We start from the raw sequence: 22,926 nt of genomic DNA on the forward strand, positions 1-22,926 counted from the left end.
CACTGCTGAACTTTTGATGCAATGTGTGCTTGAGCTAATAAACCTTATTTCTTAGTCGTGAACATGTCTTAAATATGTAGGGGTCCGTTAATCATCTCCACAACATGGTCAAATTTTCCTTACGGGAAAGAATGGGGGTCATCATCATTTTTGGGAAATGGAAATACCCAAAAACTAGAATAATTTCCATAAAATTAAATTAAAAGGATTCAGGTAGACTTCCCAGGTTCTAGTAACGCAGGTTCTTTTTTTATCTTTTCATTTCATCAATTGTTTTGGTGCTCAACTCTTAGTTTGTAGCCTTCCAAAGATTTTCAGGTGGTCGGCAGTGTTGTCTTTGAGATGTATTTGATTGCTTATTGACCGATTTATAGTGCATCTTATGAGTGTAATAGGGTCACGTTTCAAAAAACAATTATACATTTTACTGAATGCTTATCAATATTACGGTTCGGTGTTCATCGGTGCCGATATTGCCCTAACTTTGAGTAATCAAAAAGCGAAAAATACCATGGAAGAGATAATAAAGTTCAACAGTATTTGCGAATATAACGAGTACTATGGTATCAATACCGAGCATCCCTTGGTAACGGTCATCGATTTTTCAAAGGCACAGCCTGCAATACCGGGCAAAATGAATTATGGGTTTTATTTGGTCGTGCTCAAGGATGTGAAATGTGGTGATATGCATTATGGCAAACACTACTATGACTATCAAGAAGGTACTTTGGTATTCCTGGGACCTGGACAGGTGGCCGGAAGGGCGCTGACCAAAGAGGAAAAAGCGAATTGCGAAGCGGAGAACGGCAAGAGAAAACCAAAGGGGTATGCCCTGGCTTTTCATCCAGACCTTATCAAGGGTACGGCATTGGGCAGTAAAATCAGTAATTATACGTTTTTCTCCTACCAGGTGAACGAGGCCTTGCATATTTCGGATCAGGAGCGGGAAATCGTCCTGGACAGTTTCTCCAAAATTGCTTTTGAGCTGAAGCAGGCCATTGATAAGCATAGCAAAACACTCATCGTGTCAACTATAGAATTGTTCCTCAACTATTGTCTGCGGTTCTACGACCGACAGTTCATCACAAGGGACAATCAGAACCAAGGGATTTTGAACCGATTTGAAAGTTTGCTCAATGATTATTTTGTGTCTGGGGACCCAAAGACCAACGGATTGCCCTCGGTGGGGTATTTTGCCACTGAATTCAATCTTTCTTCCAATTATTTTGGGGATTTGGTCAAAAAGGAAACCGGAAAGACAGCTCAAGAGTACATTCAGACCAAAGTGATTGATGTGGCCAAGGAACGGATCTATGATACCACCAAGTCAGTGAGCCAAGTTGCCTATGAGCTGGGGTTCAAATACCCATCACACTTTACACGCTTGTTCAAACAGCATGTGGGCCATTCGCCCAATGACTATCGCATGCTCAATTAATGGATTGCCACTGTTGGGGAAAACAGTGTTTTGAACTATGATTCCGTGGTCGATTCTTAACCGCGGAAATGAGATTTTTTTCAAAATTTTAGGGATGTATGGAAGACTAACCCGTTATCGGGCTTGGGTTTCTGACCCATTATTACAATTAATCAAAAACAACAACACCATGAAAAAAGAAAATTTGCAAACAATGACGGCCATTATTTTGATGGCAATACTTGGAACAGGTTTGGTTTCTTGTCTGGATTCCAATGCTGCAGAGCAGACCACAGCAGCCCTGCCAACACCCTACATACTTCCTTCCGAGGAAAATATCACGGATTGGGACGAGTATATTGGACGTTTTGAGGCTTCCGAACGGGTGGAGGTCAGATCCAGGGTGAATGGATATATCGAATCCGTGAACTTTCAGGATGGCGATTTTGTGGAAAAGGGTCAAGTACTTTTTGTAATCGATCAGCGTCCTTTCCATGCAGCACTGAAACAGGCAGAAGCTGAGAAGCTTCAAGCGGAAGCCGATTTGCAGCGGACCAAGAGCGATTATGAGCGTGTGGCTGCGGTGCAGGATTCCAGAGCGGTATCCATGGAAGAAGTGGAGCAGCGTAAACAATTGGCCCGTTCCTCGGAAGCCAGATTGATGGCGGCCAATGCCCGATTGACACAGGCTCGTTTGGATTTGGGCTATACCAAGATCAAAGCACCCATTAGTGGGAAGGTCAGTGAGAAATTTGTCGACCCCGGTAATTATATTTCGGGTGGGGCTGCCAATGCTACCTTGTTGACTACGGTACTTCAGGTAAATCCCATGCATTTTTATTTTGATGCCAGTGAATCCGATTTTTTCAATGATGGATCAGGTTCAGGGGAAAACCTCTCCAATGCCCAAAAAAAGGTTTTGGTGAAATTGACCAATGAGAACTCGTTCAGTCGTGAGGGCCAAATGGATTTTGTGGACAATGAAATCCAACAGACCACTGGGACCATCCGAGGAAGGGCCGTTTTCAACAATGATGACATGGAACTTGAATCGGGGATGTTTGGAAGGGCCAGGCTCTTGGGCAATAAATTCAAGGTTATATTGATTCCCGAGGAAGTTGTCACCACAAACCAGTCCCAAAAAATTGTGTACACCATTGGTGATGACAATACGGTGCAGATCAGGCCCATTCAAGTCGGGAAGCTCTACAACCATAAGTATAGGATTGTTTTGAACGGCTTGTATCCTGAAGATAAGGTCATCAGTGGCAATTTGCTCAAGGTTCGTCCCGGTATTCCGGTCCATCCAAAACAAACTGCATTTAAAGTGGAACGTGACACAGCGGTCACCTCATTGGCATCCTTATGAGAATACCCCGATTATAATTTGAAGTGTTAGGCCAGGCCCACTGCGGAATCGGTCAGTGGGCCCGGCATTTCATCAATAGGCTTTTCCATGCATGCGCACGGACTGGCCAGGGAACTTAATTTTAAAATTGAAGTAAAAACGAACGTGGTTCGTAACACATTAACCCATAGTAAATCATGAAATTCACACATAATTTTATCAAGAGGCCCATACTCTCCATTGTGATTTCCATCATTTTGATGATCCTGGGAGGACTGGCCTATTTTACGCTACCGGTATCCCAGTATCCCGAAGTGGCGCCGCCAACGGTTGTAGTGACGGCCTCCTATCCCGGAGCAAGCGCCGAGACCATTTCAAAGACCGTGGCAACCCCCTTGGAACAAGAAATCAACGGGGTGGAAGGGATGATATATATGCTGTCCCAAGCTACCAACGACGGTCTGTTGAACTTGACCATCTCCTTTAAACAGGGCGTGGATGTCGACCAGGCCCAGGTCTTGGTACAAAACCGGGTGGCCATTGCAGAGGCAAGGCTGCCGGAACAGGTAAGACGATTGGGGATAACCACCCAAAAAAGTTCTCCCGATCTTATGATGGTCATCCATATGATCTCTCCAGATGAAACCTATGATCAGACCTATTTGGCCAATTATGCCAATTTTCAGATTATAGATAAGATTTCAAGGATAGAGGGAATCGGGGACGTCCAAATGTTTGGGGGCGATCAATACTCCATGCGCATTTGGCTCAATCCCGATAGAATGGCCAGCATGGATATGACCCCAAACGAAGTGCTCAACGCATTACGGGCCCAAAATGTACAGGTGGCTGGGGGTACCCTCAACCAACAGCCCCTTATGGATCAAAATGCCTTTGAGGTCAATATCCAGACCCAGGGAAGACTCCACACCAAGGAAGAGTTTGAGGATATTATCGTCAGAAATGGCGATAGGGGGCAGTTGGTGCGTGTCCGTGACATTGGTCGCGTCGAGCTTGGCTCGGCCAGTTATGCGACCAAAGGTTATTTGGACGAGTACCCAGCGGTGGCCCTGCCCGTTTTTCAACGGCCCGGGAGCAACGCCTTGGAAACTGCGGACTCCGTTATGAAGACCATGGAGGAGGTGTCCAAGGATTTTCCCAAAGGGGTGGAATACCGCATCGTGTACAACCCAACGGAATTTATAGCCCAATCCATTGATGAGGTGGGCGTTACTATTTATGAGGCAATCATTCTTGTGGTTTTGGTGATCATATTGTTTTTACAGACCTGGAGGGCGGCCATCATACCTATTTTGGCAATTCCGGTATCACTGATCGGAACTTTTGCCGTAATGCAGGCCCTTGGGTATTCCCTCAATAATTTGACACTTTTCGGGTTGGTCCTGGCCATTGGTATTGTGGTGGACGATGCCATTGTGGTGGTGGAAAATATGGAACGGAACTTAAGAACTGGCATGGGCGTTAAAAAGGCGGCCCAGAAGACCATGGATGAGGTCGGCGGGGCCTTGATCGCTATGGGGCTGGTCCTGGTGGCCGTATTTCTGCCCACCATTTTCCTAAAGGGGATCAGTGGTGCCTTTTACAGCCAGTTTGGTGTCACAGTGGCCGTGGCCACGATGATATCCGTGTTCGTTTCCCTTACCCTGAGTCCGGCCATGGCAGCCATTGTAATGAAAAAACATAAAGAAGAGCCTACTAACACAGCGGTAACGACAAAATTCGGCTTTGTGCCCAAGTTTTTTGACCGGTTCAATACCCTTATGGATTGGGTATCCATGAAGTACGGCAAAATAACGGAAAGGTTCATTGGAAAAAGAAAATGGGTCCTGTTGGCCTACTTAGGACTTATTTTGCTCACTGTGGTTGCCTTCTATCGGGTGCCCACCGGTTTTATTCCCGAACAAGATCAGGGCTATTTCATCAACATTATCCAATTGCCCCCAGGGTCTTCCTTGGAGCGGACGGATAAAGTGATCCAAAAGGCCATTGATAGTGTTTTGACCATAGATGGGGTGAAAAATGCTGTGGCCTTTACCGGATTTGATGCCGCAACCTTTACCAACTCCTCCAATGCGGGCGTGATCTTTACGGCCTTGGAAGATTTTGAGGTACGAAATAGAAAGGATATCACCTTTAAGGGACTCCAACAACAGTTGACCCAAAAGTTGGCCCCATTTGAGGATGCCTTTACTGTGGTCGTGGCCCCACCCCCGGTTCGGGGGATTGGTAATGCCGGCGGTTTTAAAATGATGTTGCAAGATCGGACCGGATTGGGTACGGAACAGTTATTACAGGCAGGTCAGCAATTGATGGGGGCGGCGAACCAAGACCCGGCGCTCAACAGTGTCTTTACCTTTTTCAATACCAGCTCGCCCCAGTTGTTCTTCGATTTGGACAAGGAAAAGGCACAGACCTTGGGCATACCCATCCAGGAAATCTCAAGTGCCATGGAAGTCTATATGGGCTCTGCCTTTGTGAATGATTTCAACATGCAGGGGAAAACTTTCCGGGTGACCGCACAGGCGGACGGAGCGTATCGATACACCCCGCAGGACCTTACCCGGATCAGGGTGCGCAATAAAAATGGCGAGATGGTTCCCTTGAGCGCCGTGGGAAAACTGAAGGATGTTTCGGGGCCTGCCCGTGTACCGAGGTACAATCTGTATCCAGCTTTGGCACTCAGTGGAAACGTTAATCCAGGGTATAGCTCAGGAGAGGCTTTGGAGGCCATGGAACGTTTGGCGGACCAAATACTACCAGAAGGTATCGACTATGAGTGGACGGAATTGGCCTATCAACAAAAGGCCACTGGAAATACCGCTGGAATCGCCTTTGGATTGGCTGTTCTGTTTGTATTCCTGTTATTGGCCGCCCAGTATGAAAGTTGGGTGTTGCCCTTGGCCGTGATTCTGATCGTACCGATGTGTTTGTTGTCTTCAATGACAGGAATTGGCATCATGGGCATGGACAACAACATCCTTACCCAGATAGGGTTGGTGGTTCTGGTGGGACTGGCCAGTAAGAATGCCATCCTGATTGTTGAATTTGCCAAGCAATTGGAAGATCAGGGGTACAGTTTGGAGGAGGCTGCCAAAGAAGCCGCTAGATTGAGACTTCGGCCCATTTTAATGACCGCGTTTGCCTTCATCTTAGGGGTGGTGCCCTTGGTGTTGGCCACGGGTGCAGGAGCTGAAATGAGACGTTCCTTGGGTACTGCGGTCTTCAGTGGCATGTTAGGGGTAACCCTCTTTGGTTTACTGTTCACCCCGGTTTTCTATGTACTGTGCAGAAACTTGGGAAAAAAACAAAAGCAATTGAACTAAAATATTATTGAAAATGAATTATATCATCAAAACAATATGCTATTCTTTGGCCTTTATAGGTTTTTTGACCGTTTATGGACAAGAGGATGGGCTTGATTCGGGTTGGCGATGGCACGTCGCTCCCCAAGAACATGTGGAACTTTATATTGGCAATGATACCATCACCCGAACGGCATTGCCCATAACGGACGAAAAGCATTGGTGGGAGGCCTTTGGCTATCAAACCTTGGACACCTTGGTGGAAAAGGCCATGGCGAGCAATGTGGATATCAAAATAGCGGTCGCCCAATTGGAACAGGCCAAGGCTCGAAAAAATGTGGCCATGGCCAAATTGTTCCCTACTTTGCGTTTGGAGCCTTCCTTTTCAAGGCAGGAATTCTCCGCCAATCGGCCCAACCCGTTTGGTGGGCAACTGGGACCGGTAACCTTGAGTACCTATGAAGCACCGGTGACCCTGTCCTATGAGTTGGACATATTTGGTAAGAACATCAATGATCTCGAAGCCACCAATCTAATTTCTAAGGCAAATGATGAAAATAGGAAACAAGTTATGTTGGAAGTGATCACCGAGGTGGCCAACAACTTTTTTTTGATGCTGCGCTTGGATGCTGAAATAGATTTATTGAAACATACCGAGAAAACCCGATTGGACAATCTGGATATTGCATCGACACGATATAATGCCGGTTTGGTCAGCCAAATTGATGTGCTCAGGGCCAAGACGGAACTGGCTTCCGTACAGGTGCAAATGAAAAACACCCAAAAATTGCGCTCCGAAATCGAGTTGGTATTAGCGGAACTCATTGGGGAGGACGCGTCCACTTTTGAGGTGTCGCACACCCAGATCAAATATTTGCCTCCGGATGTCGCATTTTTGAGAAAAGACTCCATTTTGGTTACAAGACCGGATCTTAGAGCTTCAAAATTGATGATTGCATCCGCAGAAAAAAAGTTGGCCCATCAGCGGAAACAATTACTGCCCGCACTTCATCTTAGCGGTGCCTATGGATATTTGTCCGGAGATTCAGACAATCTCATAGAAAGGAACAGTAGGACTTGGTTTGCCGGGGTCTCTGCCTCGCTGCCGCTCTTTGAAGGAGGAAAAAAACGAGCGGAGATCAAATTGCGTAAAAGCGAATTGGAAGAGCAACAACGGAATTATGACCGGGCAGTGCTCCAATCCTTTCGACAAGTCGAGAATACCTTTTCCAATTTGAATTGGATCCACGAACAGCTTTTGGCCCAGCAAGAGTTTGTAATGGCTGCCAGGGATGCATCGGAGCTGACCAATGAACGATATCGAAAGGGACTCGTGAATTATATTGATGTGGTGGATGCGCAGCGCCAAGTGCTGGAGGCCGAACGTCTCAGTGTACAGCTTTTTGGTCAAGAACTTTCCGAGCGGGTCCGTCTGATCAGGGAGCTGGCCCTTGCTCCAGAATGGGAAGGGAATTAAATACAATGTTTAAGGCAGGGGGTATTGACGATTCATTTTATGTAAAGTGGATTTGGGAACATTATTTTCTTGGGAAATAATTTTTGTCCAAGAACAGTTTAGGATAACTATGTCCCAAGTAGCCCCTGCCTAACTATTGTTGGGTTTCGCTGAGAACGCCCTTGTTTTTTTTTAAGAATGGTGAACCGGCATACATCACCAAACGTTTTGATATTGGCGAGGACGGTTGTAAACTCGCCCAGGAGGATTTTGCGACCTTGGCGGGAAAAACACCCCAAACGGATGGTGAGGACTATAAGTGCCAAGGCAGCTATCTTGATCTTTTCGAGTTGATGCAACACTTTTTACCAGCCTATAAATTGGAAATGCCCAAAATGTTCAAGCTGTTGGTTTTCAACTATCTGTTTTTCCAATGGTGATGCTCATTTAAAGAACTTCTCCATACTGCAAACCCTCTTTGGAGACCATCGATTGAGTCCCGCATATGACCTTTTTAATACTGCTATCCACGTCAATGATGACACCTTTGCCCTAGATGAAGGTCTTTTGCCTAGAAGCATGGCACAGACGAATATTCCATCCCAGTTCAAGATATTCTCAGATACCATAGAATTGCATAAAAAGCAATTTGAGACCATTATGGAAGATATGTTGACCCAATCCAAAAAGGTTCAATGGTTCACAGATGCTTCTTTTCTGGATAAAAGGACCAAAAGAAGTTTCTTTCAAGCGTATCAGACACGCTTGGCACAGTTCAGGAAATTAGATCAATAGTTATTGCTATTTGCTCTCTCTACGGTCAATATATTTTTTCAAGCAATACGTTTCCATACATCTTCAAATGGGTTAAATCTCTCCAGACCTTCACCGGATATGAAGGGGAATCCTTACGTGGCCTTCCTCCGTTGATTGCCGATTCATTGTAGGATATGTTCGGTAACATTATTTTCAAGGAATGGCTGGAATCCACCAATAGAGAACTTCAAATCATACTGTAATCGAAAGGATTGGACTCGTGGATATCGCTTCTTTGGTCAGTAATCTTCTGTCTGGTCATACTGGATCAGCTGGATGGTTGATACCACTAAAAACGGTAAATTGAGCCACCCAATAAACGACTTTAGTGATCTAAAATCAGCTTTTTGCCTTATATCCAAAGGTGTTCAATGCTATCCAGCGAGTGTGGTATACGATGTCCAGCGTTTCCAGGATGATTGCAAAAGAACATGTAGAGACATTTAAATGATATGAAAGTCGTTAAAATTTAGTAAACGTTGTTAAACCCTTACTTCTTGGCATTTTTTTGATATTCTTGAAAGCATATTGAAATTAACATATCAAGAAATCATGTCATTATCACCGTCCGCTAATTTTTTAACTTCTATTAAAAGATTAAACCTTAAAACCGACAACATCCATTATCAATTGTCCCCGGAGGAGCTCCAGGACATCACTACCGGCAAGGGCATGGGCCGTGAGGCCTCCTCCGGAGCCTTGGCGGTCAATACCGGGGAGTTCACGGGCCGTTCGCCGAAGGACCGCTTCATCGTGAAGGACGAGATCACCAGGGACAAGGTCTGGTGGGGGGCCATCAATATCCCCTTTGATGGTGAAAAGTTCGATGCGCTCTACGACAAGGTGATCGCCTACCTGAACACCAAAGAACTTTATGTTCGGGATGCCTACGCCTGTGCCGATACGGACTACCGTTTGAACATCCGTGTGATCAACCAGTACCCATGGTCCAATATGTTCGCCTACAATATGTTCCTTAGGCCGACTGAGGAGGAACTGGGGGACTTTGACCCGGAGTGGACGGTGGTCAACGCGCCCGGTTTTATGGCCGACCCAAAGGTTGACGGTACCAGACAGCACAATTTTGCGATACTGAACTTTGGCAGGAAGATCGCCCTTATCGGCGGCACGGGCTATACGGGGGAGATCAAGAAAGGGATATTCTCCGCGCTGAACTTCATCCTTCCCGTGTACAAGGAGACATTGCCCATGCACTGCTCGGCCAATGTGGGGGGATCGGGGGACACGGCGATATTCTTTGGTCTATCGGGAACGGGGAAGACGACCCTTTCCACGGACCCAGACAGAAAACTGATAGGGGACGACGAGCACGGATGGACACCGGACAATACGGTGTTCAATTTTGAGGGCGGATGTTATGCCAAGGTGATCGATTTATCAAAGGAGAAGGAACCGGAGATCTATGGAGCCATCAAAAAGGGCGCTATTTTGGAGAACGTGGTGATGGACGACAAAGGCGAGGTCGATTTCACCGATACCTCGATCACCCAGAACACCAGGGTAAGCTATCCCATCCACCACATCGATAACATACAATGGCCATCGATAGGGAAGAATGTAAGGAACATCTTTTTCCTTACGGCCGACGCCTTCGGGGTACTGCCCCCCATCTCCAAACTGACCCCAGCCCAGGCGGCCTATCACTTTATATCGGGCTATACGGCCAAGGTGGCGGGCACGGAAGCTGGCGTTGTGGAACCACAGCCATCGTTCTCGGCCTGTTTCGGGGCGCCCTTCATGCCCTTGCACCCTGCGAAATATGCCGAGATGTTGAGCAAAAAGATGAAGGAATCGGGCGTGGACGTTTGGTTGGTGAACACCGGATGGACTGGGGGGCCTTATGGAGTAGGCACTAGGATGAAGCTGAAATACACACGGGCCATGATCAGTGCTGCACTCAGTGGTGAACTTGGACTGTACAATTATGAGAAGTACCACATCCATTCCGTATTCGGAGTGGCACAACCGAGGGAATGCCCAGGAGTGCCCACCAAAGTATTGAGCCCAAGGGCCACATGGAACGATGACGAGGCCTATTACAAAACGGCCTTCAAACTTACGAACGCCTTTAGGGAGAACTTCAAGAAGTTCGAGGGATATGCCAGCGAGGAAATCCGAAGGGGAGGTCCGCAGCGGTACGCATTCTAAACCATTGGTTTATCTACAGAAGGTACTGATGTATTGATCGGTGAAAATGTAGGATTTGTTATAGTCAACAAGAAATCTCCCAGTGCTGAACTGGCAGTCAAAACTTAGGACATCCCCCTCTTTGATTTGGTTAAAATCCACATTGGGCGCCATCGTCGGATTACACGTAATGGGCTTTGAAAAGTCATCCAATAGATTTTTGGCTATGGAATTGGTCTCGCTTTTTAGTTCGTTCAATAACTTTGTTGATACGGCCTCTTTTTCCAGAACTTCTTGGGGAACAAACTCAATGTCGCGCCCAATGGCCTTACCTGAACGCTGTATCTGTTCACCATCAATACTGAACTCCGTTTTGAAAAAGGTATGCACATAGGCAATTTTTACATAATTGGGGTCATCTTCAAAGTTAGAGTTCAGATAGGATGAAATCAACTTGGGATTGGCGTCCTTGGTTAGAAATGAATCGATGGGAACCTCACGTTTATCATACCAAATCTCATGTTTTTGGTATTCGTATCCTTCGAAAGATTCTCCGCGATCATCCCGTTCATCCATGCACCTGGCATACATGACCACTTCTTTTGCTACGTAGTGAAATCCGTTTCTTTCCCTAAAAAAAGGAATTTTATATTCCTCTTTGAGTCTCCATTTACCTTGGTATTTGTAACAGGGGTAATAACAATCTTCAGGCAGTTCCTTCAGTCGAACATAGGGTTTTACGTAGTTATTTTCAAAACCCCACCGTAACATTTCGTATCGGGTCTCCTCGGATAGTTCATCGGTTTGGTCAATTGTTTCGTTGGAGCGTGCTATCATGTAGGTGGTCAGGATACAGCCTAATAGTAAAAGCCCGGTGCCCAAGAGATACTTTTTATTGCTGAAGAAGGAAACGTTAGGCTTTTCACCTAACTTCTTCACCTTACCGCGAAGCTCATTTACGTCCAAGAGACGCTGAACATTTCGTAGGGCCCGGGTAAGCTCACCTTCCGATGCTGTATTGTTTATTAATCTAGAGAATTGTGAATCACTATAAAATAGGTCACGTGCAATCTTTGAATTGCTTGTGGATTCGAATTTGTTCGTGTTCGGATCGTATTTGCCATAATGGCGTTCTAGTTTTGAGATAAATTCCGCATGAATTTTATTTATCTCGTCTTCTGTATGCATGTAAGTCGGTTAAAAATTGATAAAAATTGATAAAAGTTATTAAAGTGACAATATAAATGATGATTATTTATATAATTGTCAATCACATAAGCACAATAATATCAAAACAACAACTTTTGTTTTTTTGGTAGTTTTTACTCTAAACTAATCAAACTTAAAACATTTAAAATGAAATTCAGACTTAAGCATGCATTTTTGCTTCTTGGGGTCCTTTCCTTTCAAATTGTATCTTCTCAAAAACAAATTTCCGGAAAAGTAACTGACGAAAATGGGCAGCCATTGCCCGGGGTTTCCATACTTGAGCGAGAGACAACCAATGGAACCACTTCAGACTTTGATGGTAATTACGCCATTACGGTACGCGATGAATCCTCACAAGTTCTATTCAGTTATATTGGGTTTACCACGGTAACCAAAACGGTGGGGAGCGGTGCTACCTTAAATATTGTAATGGAAGAGAGTGCAGAGGCCCTTGATGAGGTTGTCGTAACTTCTTTGGGATTTAAGGAACAGAAAGACGATTTGGGTTATGCCAGTTCCACGGTTTCTGGGAACAAGGTGGCCGAGGCAGGGGAGACCAATGTACTCAATAGTTTATCGGGTAAATCCTCCGGGGTACGTATTTCACGGAACTCGAGCGATCCGGGGGCAGGTTCCTACATTCAGATCAGGGGTGTGTCTTCCATCACCCGAAACAGTCAACCGCTTATTATTGTGGACGGCGTTCCCATTAGTAACGATGTGCGAGGAAACAGCGATAGCGGTGGAGTGAACCAAGAATCAAGGCTGAACGATATCAATCCGAACGATATCGAGAGCATTACCGTACTCAAAGGAGCATCGGCAGCGGCTCTATGGGGTACCCAGGCCTTAGGCGGTGTCATCAATATTACGACCAAAACCGGTAAATTCAACAGCCGACTTTCCGTAAGCTTAAAGAGTACCTATTCCTACGATGAAATTAACCGTAGATATCCGCAACAGGATGAATACGGCCAGGGCGATAATGGGGTATATGATCAAAGGGCCAGGGATTCCTGGGGCGATAAGCTGTCCGAAAGGTCCGGTGGCCTGGATGAACTGGATACCTCGGGCGAATTTTATTTAGATCAAAACGGAAATGTCTATTACCCTATTTTGAACAAAAACTCAAGGCAGACCTTCCATGATTCCAATTTTGATAAGATTTTCAATAATGGGCATTTTTTGGAAAACAACTTGAGCGTTAGTGGAGGTAATCAAAAAGGTTCCATGTTCTTTAGTTTGGGAAACCTGGACCAACAAGGCATCATCAGGAACAATTCCGATTATAATAGAACGACCATGCGCTTTAATGCCAGACAAAACTTTACCGATGCAATTAGTTTGAAGATAAGCTCATCCTATTCACGGACCAAGTCCAATAGAATTTTAAAAGGGGCGAACAGTTCAGGATTATATCTTGGATTGCTGAGGAACCCAGTGGATTTTGATATATCGGGTTATCGGGGTGACTATTATGCAAATGGTAATGCGACTCCGGTATCTGACAGACATCGATCATACAGGGAACCCTTGGGGGCGGACGGTACACCTACATACAATAACCCGCTTTGGACCATAAACGAGCAAGAAAATTTGGCCAAGGTAGATCGTTTTATCACCAATGTGGAGTTGACCGCTACGCCCAACTCTTGGTTGACCTTGATTGGTAGAGTGGGGCTTGATCATTATAGTGAGAAAAGAAATCAATTTTTTACACCAGGATCAGCGTCAGGATCCTACAGATCTGGTTTTATAAGTCAGGAGTTGGCGACCAATACCATTTTTAATATGGATTACATCGCCAAGACCAATTTTGACCTAACGGACGATGTCAGTGGTGATTTTTTGTTGGGATTCAATTATAACGATAAATCAAGAGCGGTAAATGGATATGTCGGGACCAACTTTGTTCAGTTCCTCGATGTGGATAGTGGCATAAGGGATTCGGATAATATCCTGCCCGAAAATATAGTGACCAATAGTTTCCAAGGACAGGAACGTACCGTGGGGGTATATTCATCGGCATCTTTTGCATTGTATGAGATGTTGTATGTAAATGCTACGGTTAGGGGCGAGACCGCATCAACTTTTGGGGATATGGACAACAAGGCCTTTATTTTCCCATCTACTTCCGTGGCTTGGCAGTTTTCCGAGTTGGAACCTTTTAAGGAAAGTACCTTCTTTTCTTTTGGGAAATTGAGGGCTTCCTATGGTGAAGTTGGTGTGCAGCCCGCACGATACAACACCTCAAATGTATATGTTTCTCCCACATTCGGGGATTCCTATGGAGGAGGACTGAATCTTGGGTTGTTCGGTAATGGAGCTTTTGTACCGAGTGCCAGTCGTGGAAATACCAATTTGAAACCGGAAAGGAAAAAGGAAATGGAGTTAGGTTTGGACCTACGCTTTTTTAGAAACAAGCTTTCCATCAGCGGTACTTACTTTTCCAATGTTACGGAAGATGTGTTGTTGGAGTTTCCACAGGCCAATTCAACGGGCTACACATCCGTATATACCAATGGTGCGGAAATCGAAAATAAAGGGTACGAACTGGATTTGGGCTATCGTATCATAGATACGGGAGATTTTAGCTGGTCGATGGATGCGAATTTCACACAGGTTCGTAATAAAGTGACCGATTTGGCAGGAATCGAATCCTTGAACCTAGGAGGCCTTTCAGCGGTTAGCTCCCGTGCGGTAGAAGGAGAGCCTTTGGGTGTTCTGTGGGGCTCTAGGACCCTCCGGAATGAGGATGGTTCCATTGTTTATGATGAATACGGATTCCCCGAGCAAGACCAAGTGGAAGGTGTGATCGGTGACCCCAACCCAGATTGGCAAGGGTCATTGGCCACCAGTATTTCCTATAAAAATTTTAGATTGACGGCCCTGTTAGAGACCTATCAAGGTGCCGATATTTATGCTGGAACCAAATCCGTGATGCGGGATTTGGGAACCTGGTACGATACGGCCAACGAGGTTACGGCTACACGAAATTACTTTACTTCGGACGGTAACATTATCAATATCGGAGAAACCTTTAGGGGCAATGTGCAGGATTTTGGCGCAGGTCCGGTCGCTCTTACCGAAGCATGGTACAATGGCGACGGAGGTTTTTTCAGTAATGGAAACGACGAGCTGTATATTGAAGATGGTTCATGGACCCGTTTAAGGGAACTGAGCCTTTCCTATCGTTTAAAAAATGCATGGATGGCGGATTCCATGGGGATTCAATCCGCTGAATTTTCAGTGACCGGAAGAAACCTGTTCTTATGGGCCCCATTTGAAGGAAACGACCCCGATACCAATCTTTCGGGGGTAAGTGCAGCTAGGGGGATAGATTATTTCAACAACCCAAGCACTAAATCCTACTTGTTTAGCCTAACACTTAACTTCTAATCAAAAAAACTATTATAATGAAACGCTATATATCAATCGTAATACTTTGCGCACTACTGATATCCTGTAGTGACCTGGTCGATGATTTGAACAACGACCCCAATAATCTTACGGAGAGTTCTTTTGGTTCGGTTCTTACAGGTGCCGAAGTCGGAAACCTATTGTTCCAGAGCGGGGAATCCGCCCGTAGGGCCGCTATTTTTGCAGGCCAGTATAGAGGAATTGATAGACAGCATGAAGGCTTCTATAATTATTCGGTGACCACCAGTGATTTTGATGCCCTTTGGAATGATGCCTTTGTGAATGGTTATAGAAACGCTTTGATTGCAGAAGAGACCGCTCTCAATGATGAAATTGGCCCAATCGCTCAGGGAATAGCCCTGGTTTTACAGGCACAGGTTGCAGGTTCTATTGCATCCTTGTATGGTGACATCCCTTTTGATGAAGCCGGGAATGTTGGTATCACAGACCCTGTGTTTGAAAGCCAAACCTCGGTTTATGGAAAAATACAGAACAGCTTGGATGCCGCAATTTCATTGTTGGGCCAAGGAACGGGAAGACCAAGTGCCGGTTCCGATATTTATTTTGATGGAGACGCCAATGCATGGATAGAGGCAGCTTATACGCTTAAGGCACGTTTTTACATGCATACCAAGAACTATCAAGCTGCATTGAATGCCGCGGGCAACGGAATTAGCTCCATGGCGAACAGTATGTACGGACCGCATGGAACTGCGGCGGAAAACTCCAATCTCAATTATCAGTTTTTTGCCATAGAAGTACGCCAGTCCGATCTCATAGTATCCGATTTTATGGCAAGCCTTGTGGATCCAAGCGCAGGCAATCCGATACCTTCCAATTATAGGGGAAGTGCCAAGACGGATGAAACAGGACGATTTGGTTTTCTTTTTACCATAAATAGTACAGGGATACAACCCAATATAGAGGACGGTTTTGCTGCACAAGATGCTCCCGCACCTTTGGTGACTTATGAGGAAAACCTACTTATTTTGGCTGAGGCAGGCTTACGAGTCAATGGTTTTGGGACAGGTCTATCCAACCTGAACGAGTATAGGGCATTTATGGATACCGGAGGGTACCTGAGAAATGTAGACCCATCCCAAGTAAATTATGAACCTTATGTGCCTGCTGACTTTGAAGCGGGAGGTATGGAAAACACGGATGGTATCAGTCCAGAAAATGCGCTACTTCGCGAAATCCTGGAAGAACGTTACATTACCTTGTTCGGACAAATAGAGACATTCAACGATACCCGAAGAACTGAGGGAGAAACAGTGGTCAGGGTGCCTATTACCCCGAACACGGGCAATCAGTTACCGCAACGTTTTTTGTATCCACAATCCGAAATAGACAGGAACGATAATGTTCCCAACCCTATCCCCGACTTCTTTGATGAAACCAAGGTCAATCAATAAATAATAAAGAATTGCATTATCAAATTATGAGAAATAAGCATATCAAGAATCTGAGTATATGGATTGTTGCACTGGTGCTGACCATTCCGGTTCAGTTAAGTGCCCAAGAAAAGGAGGATCCTATCAAAATATTGTTTGTCGGAAATAGCTTCACCTATTTTTGGAACATGCCCCAATTGGTGGACGCCATGGCCGAAACACAGGGAGTTGATATTTCTGCACATCAATCCACTGTGGGAGGCAGTAATTTGGAACAGCATTGGAAAAGTGAAAAAGGAACGGTTACCCGCCATCTTCTTGAAGAAAAGCAATGGGATTATGTGGTGTTTGGTGACCATAGTCTTAGTACCATAGATACCCCGGCACGATTTAAGGAATACGGGACCAAGTTCGCCGAACTGGTCCGTTCCAAAGGGGCGGAGCCCATTTTTTATATGACTTGGGCCTATAAATCCAATCCATTGATGCAAGAGACCATTACCAAAGGGTACATGGATCTGGCCACATCGCTAAATGCAAAGGTGTTGCCCGTAGGCCCAGTATATATGAAGGCTAGAACTGCGAGGCCTGATTTGGAATTCTATTTTGATGACAAACATCCTTCTTCAGATGGGACGTATTTGATTGCTTTGACCATTACCAAATTGCTTACGGGTAAATCCATCATTGAAGTTCCCAACCGTTTGATCACCAAGGATGCGAACGACGAAAAATTATATCTATCGTTTGTTTTGCCTACCACAGGTGACTTTTTGAGACAATTGGTGGAAGAAATGAATTTTGAACCTTACAAGACCCAAAAATGAGTTTGGTAAAAAGAAATATATTTTTGGTACTGGGGCCATTGGTCTTTTTGATACTACAAACCTTTGACCCTCCTTCCGGTATGCCAGAGAGTGCTTTTAGCATGTTGGGAATTACCCTCTGGATGGCCATATGGTGGGTAACCGAGGCTATCCCAATTGGGGTGACCGCACTTTTGCCCATTATTTTATTTCCATTGACGGGAGCTGTAGACCTTTCTAGCACCACTGCATCATACGGACACAAATACATTTTTTTGTACATGGGCGGCTTTATGTTGGCCATTGCCATTGAAAAATGGAATTTGCACAAGCGAATCGCCTTGCATGTTATTCGCATCATAGGAACCAATGTGTCCAAGATCATTTTGGGGTTTATGGTGGCAACGGCTTTTCTGTCGATGTGGATTTCAAACACGGCCACTTCTGTAATGATGTTGCCCATAGCCATGTCCATTGTAACACAACTAAAAGACAATCCAGCAACCAGGGAAGACGAAAACTTGATTTTTGGAAAGGCGCTTATGCTCGGAATAGCCTACAGTGCTTCCATTGGAGGGGTGGCTACCTTGATCGGGACTCCTCCCAACTTGGTCTTTGCTGGTTATGTGGAAGAGGTTTACGGAATCGAGATTACTTTTTGGCAATGGGCCAAGTGGGGCTTGCCCATTGCCATTCCGCTTTTAGTCATAGCTTGGATTTACCTGACCAGATTTGCCTTTACCTTCAAACAAAAGGAATTTCCAGGGGGTAGGCAGGAAATCAATCAATTGATACGACAGTTGGGGCCCATGAAGAAGGAAGAAAAAATAATCCTTGGCATTTTTATTTTTACGGCCTTTGCTTGGATTACACGGTCTTTCGTACTTCAGCCCTTGCTGCCCGCCATTGACGATACCATCATAGCCATGTGCGCTGGTATTTTGTTGTTCACCATTAAAAGCGATAACAAAAAGGAACCCTTGATTAATTGGGAAGATGCTGTAAAGCTTCCTTGGGGAATCATATTGCTGTTTGGAGGGGGAATGGCCTTGGCCTCTGGTTTTGAAACGACCGGATTGGCAGAATGGCTGGGCAGTCAAATGAGTCTGTTGCAAGGATTGGCACTTATGGTATTGGTTGTAGTAATCGTTGCCTCCGTAAACTTTATTACCGAGGTAACCTCAAACTTGGCTACAACCGCCATGTTACTTCCCATTTTGGCACCAATCGCCGTTGGGCTCAATATTAATCCCTACATATTGATGGTGGCAACCACCGTGGCAGCGTCCTGTGCTTTTATGCTTCCCGTGGCAACACCGCCCAATGCCGTTGTTTTTGGGTCGGGATATTTAAAAATATCCGATATGGCAAAGAGTGGGATATGGATGAACATTGTTTCCATAGTGTTCCTTTCACTTATGGTGTACTACTTACTGCCTCTTATTTGGGATTTTCATCCAAGGGAGTTCAGTGCATTTATTTCAGAAAAGATTACCAAATGACAAACTAAAAATTAACTAAACATGAAAACGTATAAAAACCCAATATTGCACATAGCCTTTTTTATGGTGTTTTTATTTATTGGTTGTAACGATGACGATGAAGGAACTATTTTAGATGACGGCTCGTTGCGAGTATTGACCACCAATATAACCGAAACAAATTTTGGGACCAGTGTCGAAAATGTTCCGGTGAACACCTCGGTCGATTTGATTTTTTCCCATAGTTTAAATACCGAAGCTATAGTATCGGCCCTGGAATTTACTTCAGGTTCCGCAAACGTAGATTACGAAATTGAATTTTCAAACACCGACTCAAATGTTAGTTTGATTCCAAGTGAATTGGACTATGAAACGAGTTATACGGTGACATTGCCAGAGGGAACGTATGGTGTTGAAGGTGAATCTTTGGACAAGCCTTTTGCCATTAATTTCACTACGGCAGCTTTTGTACCACCAATACTGTCTTTGTCGAGCGATGTTTCCGAATTAAAGGAAGATGGCGAAACGGCAACAATCACGGCAACCTTGAATAAAATGGCGAACGATGATGTAACCGCTACCATCATTTTTGATGGAAGTGCCACCAAGGATGTGGACTATACTGTTTCCGGGGAGGAAACCATTACTATTCCTCAAGGTTCCCTATCCGTTTCTTTTGAGATTACCACAGTATTGGATGGCGAAAATGAAGGCAATGAGGTAATTGATATTTCATTGGGAGAAGTAACCAATGCCTCAAGTAGCTCAGAAGGGATAACGGTAGCCATTATTGAGCAATTACCTGCCTTATCATTAAAGGGGATTATGGCCCTAACATGGGATGGTTCCGGAACCAATGACGGTAAGGCCATCCATCTAGTGGCCAATCAGGATATTGCCGACCTGAGCCTCTATGGTTTAGGAACAGCAAACAATGGTTTAGGAACGGACGGAAATGAGTTTACCTTGCCTGCGATTTCTGTTGCCGCAGGGGATGACATCCTAGTGGCAAGGGAAACAGCTTTGTTGTCCACATATCTTGGAGGATGTACCGATGAGTTTGAACATGTACTTCAAGCTGAATCCGCCATTAACCAAAACGGGGATGATGCCATTGAACTGTTCCAAGGAGATACCGTCATCGAAACCTATGGGGACGCTAACGTAGATGGTACAGGTGAAACCTGGGAATATTCCGGTTCTTGGGCCTATAAATTTGATGGGTTCTGGACCACTGGCGGGCTTGATTGCTCCGTTGGCTCCACTACTTCTGCCGATTCCAACTGCCCTTACCCCATTTGTAACGAAGCACTTTCCTTAAAAGGAGTACTAGCCCTATCATGGGACGGTAGCGGGACCAATGGAGGAAAGGCCGTTCACTTAAAGGTTAATAAAAATATCCCCGATTTGAGTATTTACAGTATAGGTGTTGCCAACAATGGAGGCGGTACCGACGGTATCGAATTTACATTGCCTGCTATTGCCGTTGAGGAAGGGGACGATATTCTTCTGGCTCGCGAGCAAGCAACCATAGCGGCTTATTTTGGTGGCTGTATCGATTCATTTGAACACATTATAGAGACCGAGTCCATGAACCAAAACGGTGATGATGCCATAGAACTGTTCAATGGGAATGCCGTGGTTGAAACCTATGGTGATGTGGATGTGGATGGAACAGGGGCAGCCTGGGAATATTCGGGATCTTGGGCCTATAAAGAAGGTGCAACTTGGATGACAGGTGGTGTGGATTGCGCTGCTGGTTCCACCACAACACAAGAATCGGCTTGTACCTATCCGGCATGTAATTAATTTATAAAAGAATAAGATGGTGAAAAATATAGTAAAGAATGTTCAATTTGTGCTTATGGGCGTAGTTGTGCTTTGGTGTATCGGTTGCAGTGAAGATGATGATGCATTGGCAGGCTCGTTAAGCGTGATTTCTGTTAAATTGAACGATGTGGTATTTACAAATGATATGCAGGGTGTTCCCTTGAACAGTACTTTTGAAATTGTTTTTTCGTCTACGGTAGAACCCGAGATATTTGAAAATGCTTTGTATATCAGTGCAGGACAGGAGCAAGTGCCCTTTACGACGGAGTACCTTAACCAATCCACAAAGGTATTGATCGGTTTGGATGATATGACACCCAACACGGCCTACACTATTAATGTTGATTCTGGCCGAATTGGTGTCGAGGGAAAAATACTCCAACAAGCAATTTCCTATTCTTTTACAACGGAAAATGCTGACACAAATGCAAAGGCCCCATGTCTATCGGCATCGGAAGATTGCATGCAACGATTGGAGTTTTTGGACGATTCCGAACAATCCTTATCCTTTGATGTTTATTCAAATTATGATTTTATAGAGGACAGCGGGTTTGTATGGGGTTTTATAGATAAGGTCGTTGTGGTGGTACACGGCGCCAATCGAGATGCAGATAATTATTACAATTATATGGTCAATTCGTTGCAAAGTATGGGGATGGAAAGGAACACACTTATTATTGCACCATACTTTCAAGATAATGGAACAGCTCCAACAAATGGATTGGTATGGAACGATTCTAGATGGAGAGAAGGGGCAAATGCCGGAAACAATAACTCGGGAATAAGCTCCTTTACCGTAATGGATAGCTTGGTCAATCGCTTTTCGAACCAAGAGAAGTTCCCCAATGTAGAGACCATTTTTATTACGGGACATTCATCTGGAGCCACTTTTACACAGCATTACGCCTTGTCCAATAAAGTGCAGGCTACGATAGAAAACATTGATTTTCAGTACGTAGTGGCAAACAATCAATATTTTTATTATCCAGATGGCCAACGATACAACGAGGATACTTTGAGCTTTTATGAACCTATGGATTGTGCGGGATACGATTATTGGCCGTATGGATATGAGTTTGCGGTGCCTTATTTGGATGGGGTCGATGCAATTACCTTGACCCAACAGCAGGTTTCCCGAAATACGGTTTACTTTTTGGGAAGTGATGACACATCAACAGAAGGAACTCTTAACACTACGGACTGTCAAGCAACTTTGTTGGGATCCAATCGCTTCAATCGAGGGGAGCATATGTTTCAATACATGGAAACATTTTATCCTACCGAACATCATCATAGAAAAATAATTGTGCCCAATGTGGCCCATGATGGGAACGGGATGTTCAATTCACCTGAGTTCAAGGATTACCTTTTGGAATTTGAATAAGGTAATCGTGAGTTAGAGTAAAATTCTAGAATAGTTGATTTTTGATTTAGTTAATTCAAGATGGCCCACAATGGGCCATCTTTTTATATGACTAATTTTTGAATCCTATACTTGAGGTATTAATCGCTAGAAATTTAGAGATGTTTATTTTAATGTGAAAAAATATTTTTACAAAGGATGTTATAGAAGTAGGAAAATAGTTGGTTCAGCATTGTTATGCACACGAAATGTTATTATTTATACTACGGATTGAACACATAAGATATGTATTCAAAAGTTGTTTTTTGCTTTCCGTGTTCTTAACGAGAATACCTTCAAGATTACAGGGTTAAAATAATGATTTTCAAAACGATAAAATTTCGTCGATGATTCAGTTATCCCGAATTGGATAAATTGGAAAAACTGATGCTTCTTATTGGAGATTAGCATTCATCAATTCACTAATTTATATCCAAAACCCGGACCATCACATGGAAGGTAACCTCCATTGAATATTTCCATGTTGTTCAAAATAGAAATATGTTCTTTAAGCGAGCTTCCACAGTTTTGAATTAAGTAACTGTCTTCTTCATGCTCAAATTCATAGTACTTCGAGTCTTCTGATTGAATCAAAGTATAACGGCCTGTGGAACTACTGGTACTGTCAGGATATACTCTTCTTTTGACAAAGTGATTGTCAGATGAAAATTCAATGAACTCGTTAAATTCCATATCTTTCTTCTCGATGATTTTTCCCGACATACCTGCATTGATATACTGAAGTTCAAAAAGCTTGTTACCTTGAAGGTCGATTTCTTCATCTGTGCTATCACAAGACTGATTAATCATTAAAAAAGTAAAGGAAATCAATATGACAAGCTTTTTCATGGTATAAGGGAGTTGATTTATCTATAA

General features: G+C 44.4%; 15 protein-coding genes. 13 read left to right on the forward strand and 2 right to left on the reverse strand.

The features are described from left to right. The first annotated feature begins 511 nt into the window (after positions 1-511). The 7 genes from GO009_RS15870 (at position 512) to pckA (ending at position 10,529) form a co-directional block, all read left to right on the forward strand. On the forward strand, positions 512-1,438 hold the full coding sequence (locus GO009_RS15870; protein WP_163627680.1) for an AraC family transcriptional regulator: 927 nt from the start codon (positions 512-514) through the stop codon (positions 1,436-1,438). Positions 1,439-1,607: 169 nt separating this feature from the next. Continuing rightward, positions 1,608-2,786: an efflux RND transporter periplasmic adaptor subunit gene (locus GO009_RS15875; RefSeq protein WP_163627647.1), complete on the forward strand. Its 1,179-nt coding sequence runs from the start codon at positions 1,608-1,610 to the stop codon at positions 2,784-2,786. A 176-nt stretch (positions 2,787-2,962) separates the two neighbouring features. Continuing rightward, positions 2,963-6,109: an efflux RND transporter permease subunit gene (locus GO009_RS15880; protein WP_163627649.1), complete on the forward strand. Its 3,147-nt coding sequence runs from the start codon at positions 2,963-2,965 to the stop codon at positions 6,107-6,109. Positions 6,110-6,122: 13 nt separating this feature from the next. Beyond that, positions 6,123-7,565 carry a TolC family protein gene (locus tag GO009_RS15885; RefSeq protein WP_163627651.1) on the forward strand — a complete coding sequence of 481 codons (1,443 nt, stop codon included), beginning with the start codon at positions 6,123-6,125 and terminating at the stop codon, positions 7,563-7,565. Positions 7,566-7,726: 161 nt separating this feature from the next. Next, positions 7,727-7,984, forward strand: a complete 258-nt coding sequence (locus GO009_RS17780; RefSeq protein WP_203532474.1) for a HipA domain-containing protein — start codon at positions 7,727-7,729, stop codon at positions 7,982-7,984. Positions 7,985-8,009: 25 nt separating this feature from the next. Further along, a complete protein-coding gene (locus GO009_RS17785) occupies positions 8,010-8,339 on the forward strand; it encodes a hypothetical protein (protein WP_203532477.1) in 330 nt (109 codons plus the stop codon). Positions 8,340-8,912: 573 nt separating this feature from the next. Continuing rightward, entirely contained in the window at positions 8,913-10,529 is a 1,617-nt protein-coding gene (gene pckA / locus GO009_RS15895; RefSeq protein WP_163627653.1) for a phosphoenolpyruvate carboxykinase (ATP), read from the forward strand. Positions 10,530-10,538: 9 nt separating this feature from the next. Here pckA and GO009_RS15900 read toward each other — a convergent pair whose 3' ends face one another. Then, positions 10,539-11,696 carry a hypothetical protein gene (locus tag GO009_RS15900; protein WP_203532475.1) on the reverse strand — a complete coding sequence of 386 codons (1,158 nt, stop codon included), beginning with the start codon at positions 11,694-11,696 and terminating at the stop codon, positions 10,539-10,541. Between the two features lie 168 nt (positions 11,697-11,864). Between GO009_RS15900 and GO009_RS15905 the strand changes: the two genes are divergently transcribed. Genes GO009_RS15905 through GO009_RS15930 form a run of 6 tightly spaced genes read left to right on the forward strand, consistent with a single transcriptional unit; the run spans position 11,865 to position 22,032 of the window. Further along, a complete protein-coding gene (locus GO009_RS15905) occupies positions 11,865-15,116 on the forward strand; it encodes a SusC/RagA family TonB-linked outer membrane protein (RefSeq protein WP_163627655.1) in 3,252 nt (1,083 codons plus the stop codon). A gap of 17 nt (positions 15,117-15,133) precedes the next feature. Continuing rightward, positions 15,134-16,552 (forward strand): SusD/RagB family nutrient-binding outer membrane lipoprotein, encoded by a 1,419-nt coding sequence (locus tag GO009_RS15910; protein ID WP_163627657.1) that lies wholly within the window; start codon positions 15,134-15,136, stop codon positions 16,550-16,552. Positions 16,553-16,578: 26 nt separating this feature from the next. Continuing rightward, entirely contained in the window at positions 16,579-17,358 is a 780-nt protein-coding gene (locus tag GO009_RS15915) for a hypothetical protein (protein ID WP_203532476.1), read from the forward strand. Then, positions 17,355-18,839, forward strand: a complete 1,485-nt coding sequence (locus GO009_RS15920) for a DASS family sodium-coupled anion symporter (RefSeq protein WP_163627659.1) — start codon at positions 17,355-17,357, stop codon at positions 18,837-18,839. The genes GO009_RS15915 and GO009_RS15920 overlap by 4 nt, the downstream gene beginning before the upstream one ends. Positions 18,840-18,860: 21 nt before the next feature. Continuing rightward, a complete protein-coding gene (locus GO009_RS15925; protein ID WP_163627661.1) occupies positions 18,861-20,627 on the forward strand; it encodes an Ig-like domain-containing protein in 1,767 nt (588 codons plus the stop codon). A gap of 16 nt (positions 20,628-20,643) precedes the next feature. Continuing rightward, positions 20,644-22,032, forward strand: a complete 1,389-nt coding sequence (locus tag GO009_RS15930; protein WP_163627663.1) for an Ig-like domain-containing protein — start codon at positions 20,644-20,646, stop codon at positions 22,030-22,032. Between the two features lie 432 nt (positions 22,033-22,464). On the opposite strand, the gene GO009_RS15935 is transcribed toward GO009_RS15930, so the two are convergent. Further along, positions 22,465-22,899, reverse strand: a complete 435-nt coding sequence (locus GO009_RS15935) for a hypothetical protein (protein ID WP_163627665.1) — start codon at positions 22,897-22,899, stop codon at positions 22,465-22,467. Positions 22,900-22,926 lie beyond the last annotated feature (27 nt).

It is taken from the genome of Allomuricauda sp. TY007 (assembly GCF_010468565.1).
Classification (GTDB): domain Bacteria; phylum Bacteroidota; class Bacteroidia; order Flavobacteriales; family Flavobacteriaceae; genus Flagellimonas.

Coding starts and splice junctions, on each gene's coding strand:
- GO009_RS15915 (WP_203532476.1), top strand. CDS start 16,579: ATGAGAAATAAGCATATCAAGAATCTGAGTATATGGATTGTTGCACTG.
- GO009_RS15910 (WP_163627657.1), top strand. CDS start 15,134: ATGAAACGCTATATATCAATCGTAATACTTTGCGCACTACTGATATCC.
- GO009_RS15875 (WP_163627647.1), top strand. CDS start 1,608: ATGAAAAAAGAAAATTTGCAAACAATGACGGCCATTATTTTGATGGCA.
- GO009_RS15905 (WP_163627655.1), top strand. CDS start 11,865: ATGAAATTCAGACTTAAGCATGCATTTTTGCTTCTTGGGGTCCTTTCC.
- pckA (WP_163627653.1), top strand. CDS start 8,913: ATGTCATTATCACCGTCCGCTAATTTTTTAACTTCTATTAAAAGATTA.
- GO009_RS15880 (WP_163627649.1), top strand. CDS start 2,963: ATGAAATTCACACATAATTTTATCAAGAGGCCCATACTCTCCATTGTG.
- GO009_RS15930 (WP_163627663.1), top strand. CDS start 20,644: ATGGTGAAAAATATAGTAAAGAATGTTCAATTTGTGCTTATGGGCGTA.
- GO009_RS15920 (WP_163627659.1), top strand. CDS start 17,355: ATGAGTTTGGTAAAAAGAAATATATTTTTGGTACTGGGGCCATTGGTC.
- GO009_RS15870 (WP_163627680.1), top strand. CDS start 512: ATGGAAGAGATAATAAAGTTCAACAGTATTTGCGAATATAACGAGTAC.
- GO009_RS15925 (WP_163627661.1), top strand. CDS start 18,861: ATGAAAACGTATAAAAACCCAATATTGCACATAGCCTTTTTTATGGTG.
- GO009_RS15900 (WP_203532475.1), bottom strand. CDS start 11,696: ATGCATACAGAAGACGAGATAAATAAAATTCATGCGGAATTTATCTCA.
- GO009_RS15935 (WP_163627665.1), bottom strand. CDS start 22,899: ATGAAAAAGCTTGTCATATTGATTTCCTTTACTTTTTTAATGATTAAT.
- GO009_RS15885 (WP_163627651.1), top strand. CDS start 6,123: ATGAATTATATCATCAAAACAATATGCTATTCTTTGGCCTTTATAGGT.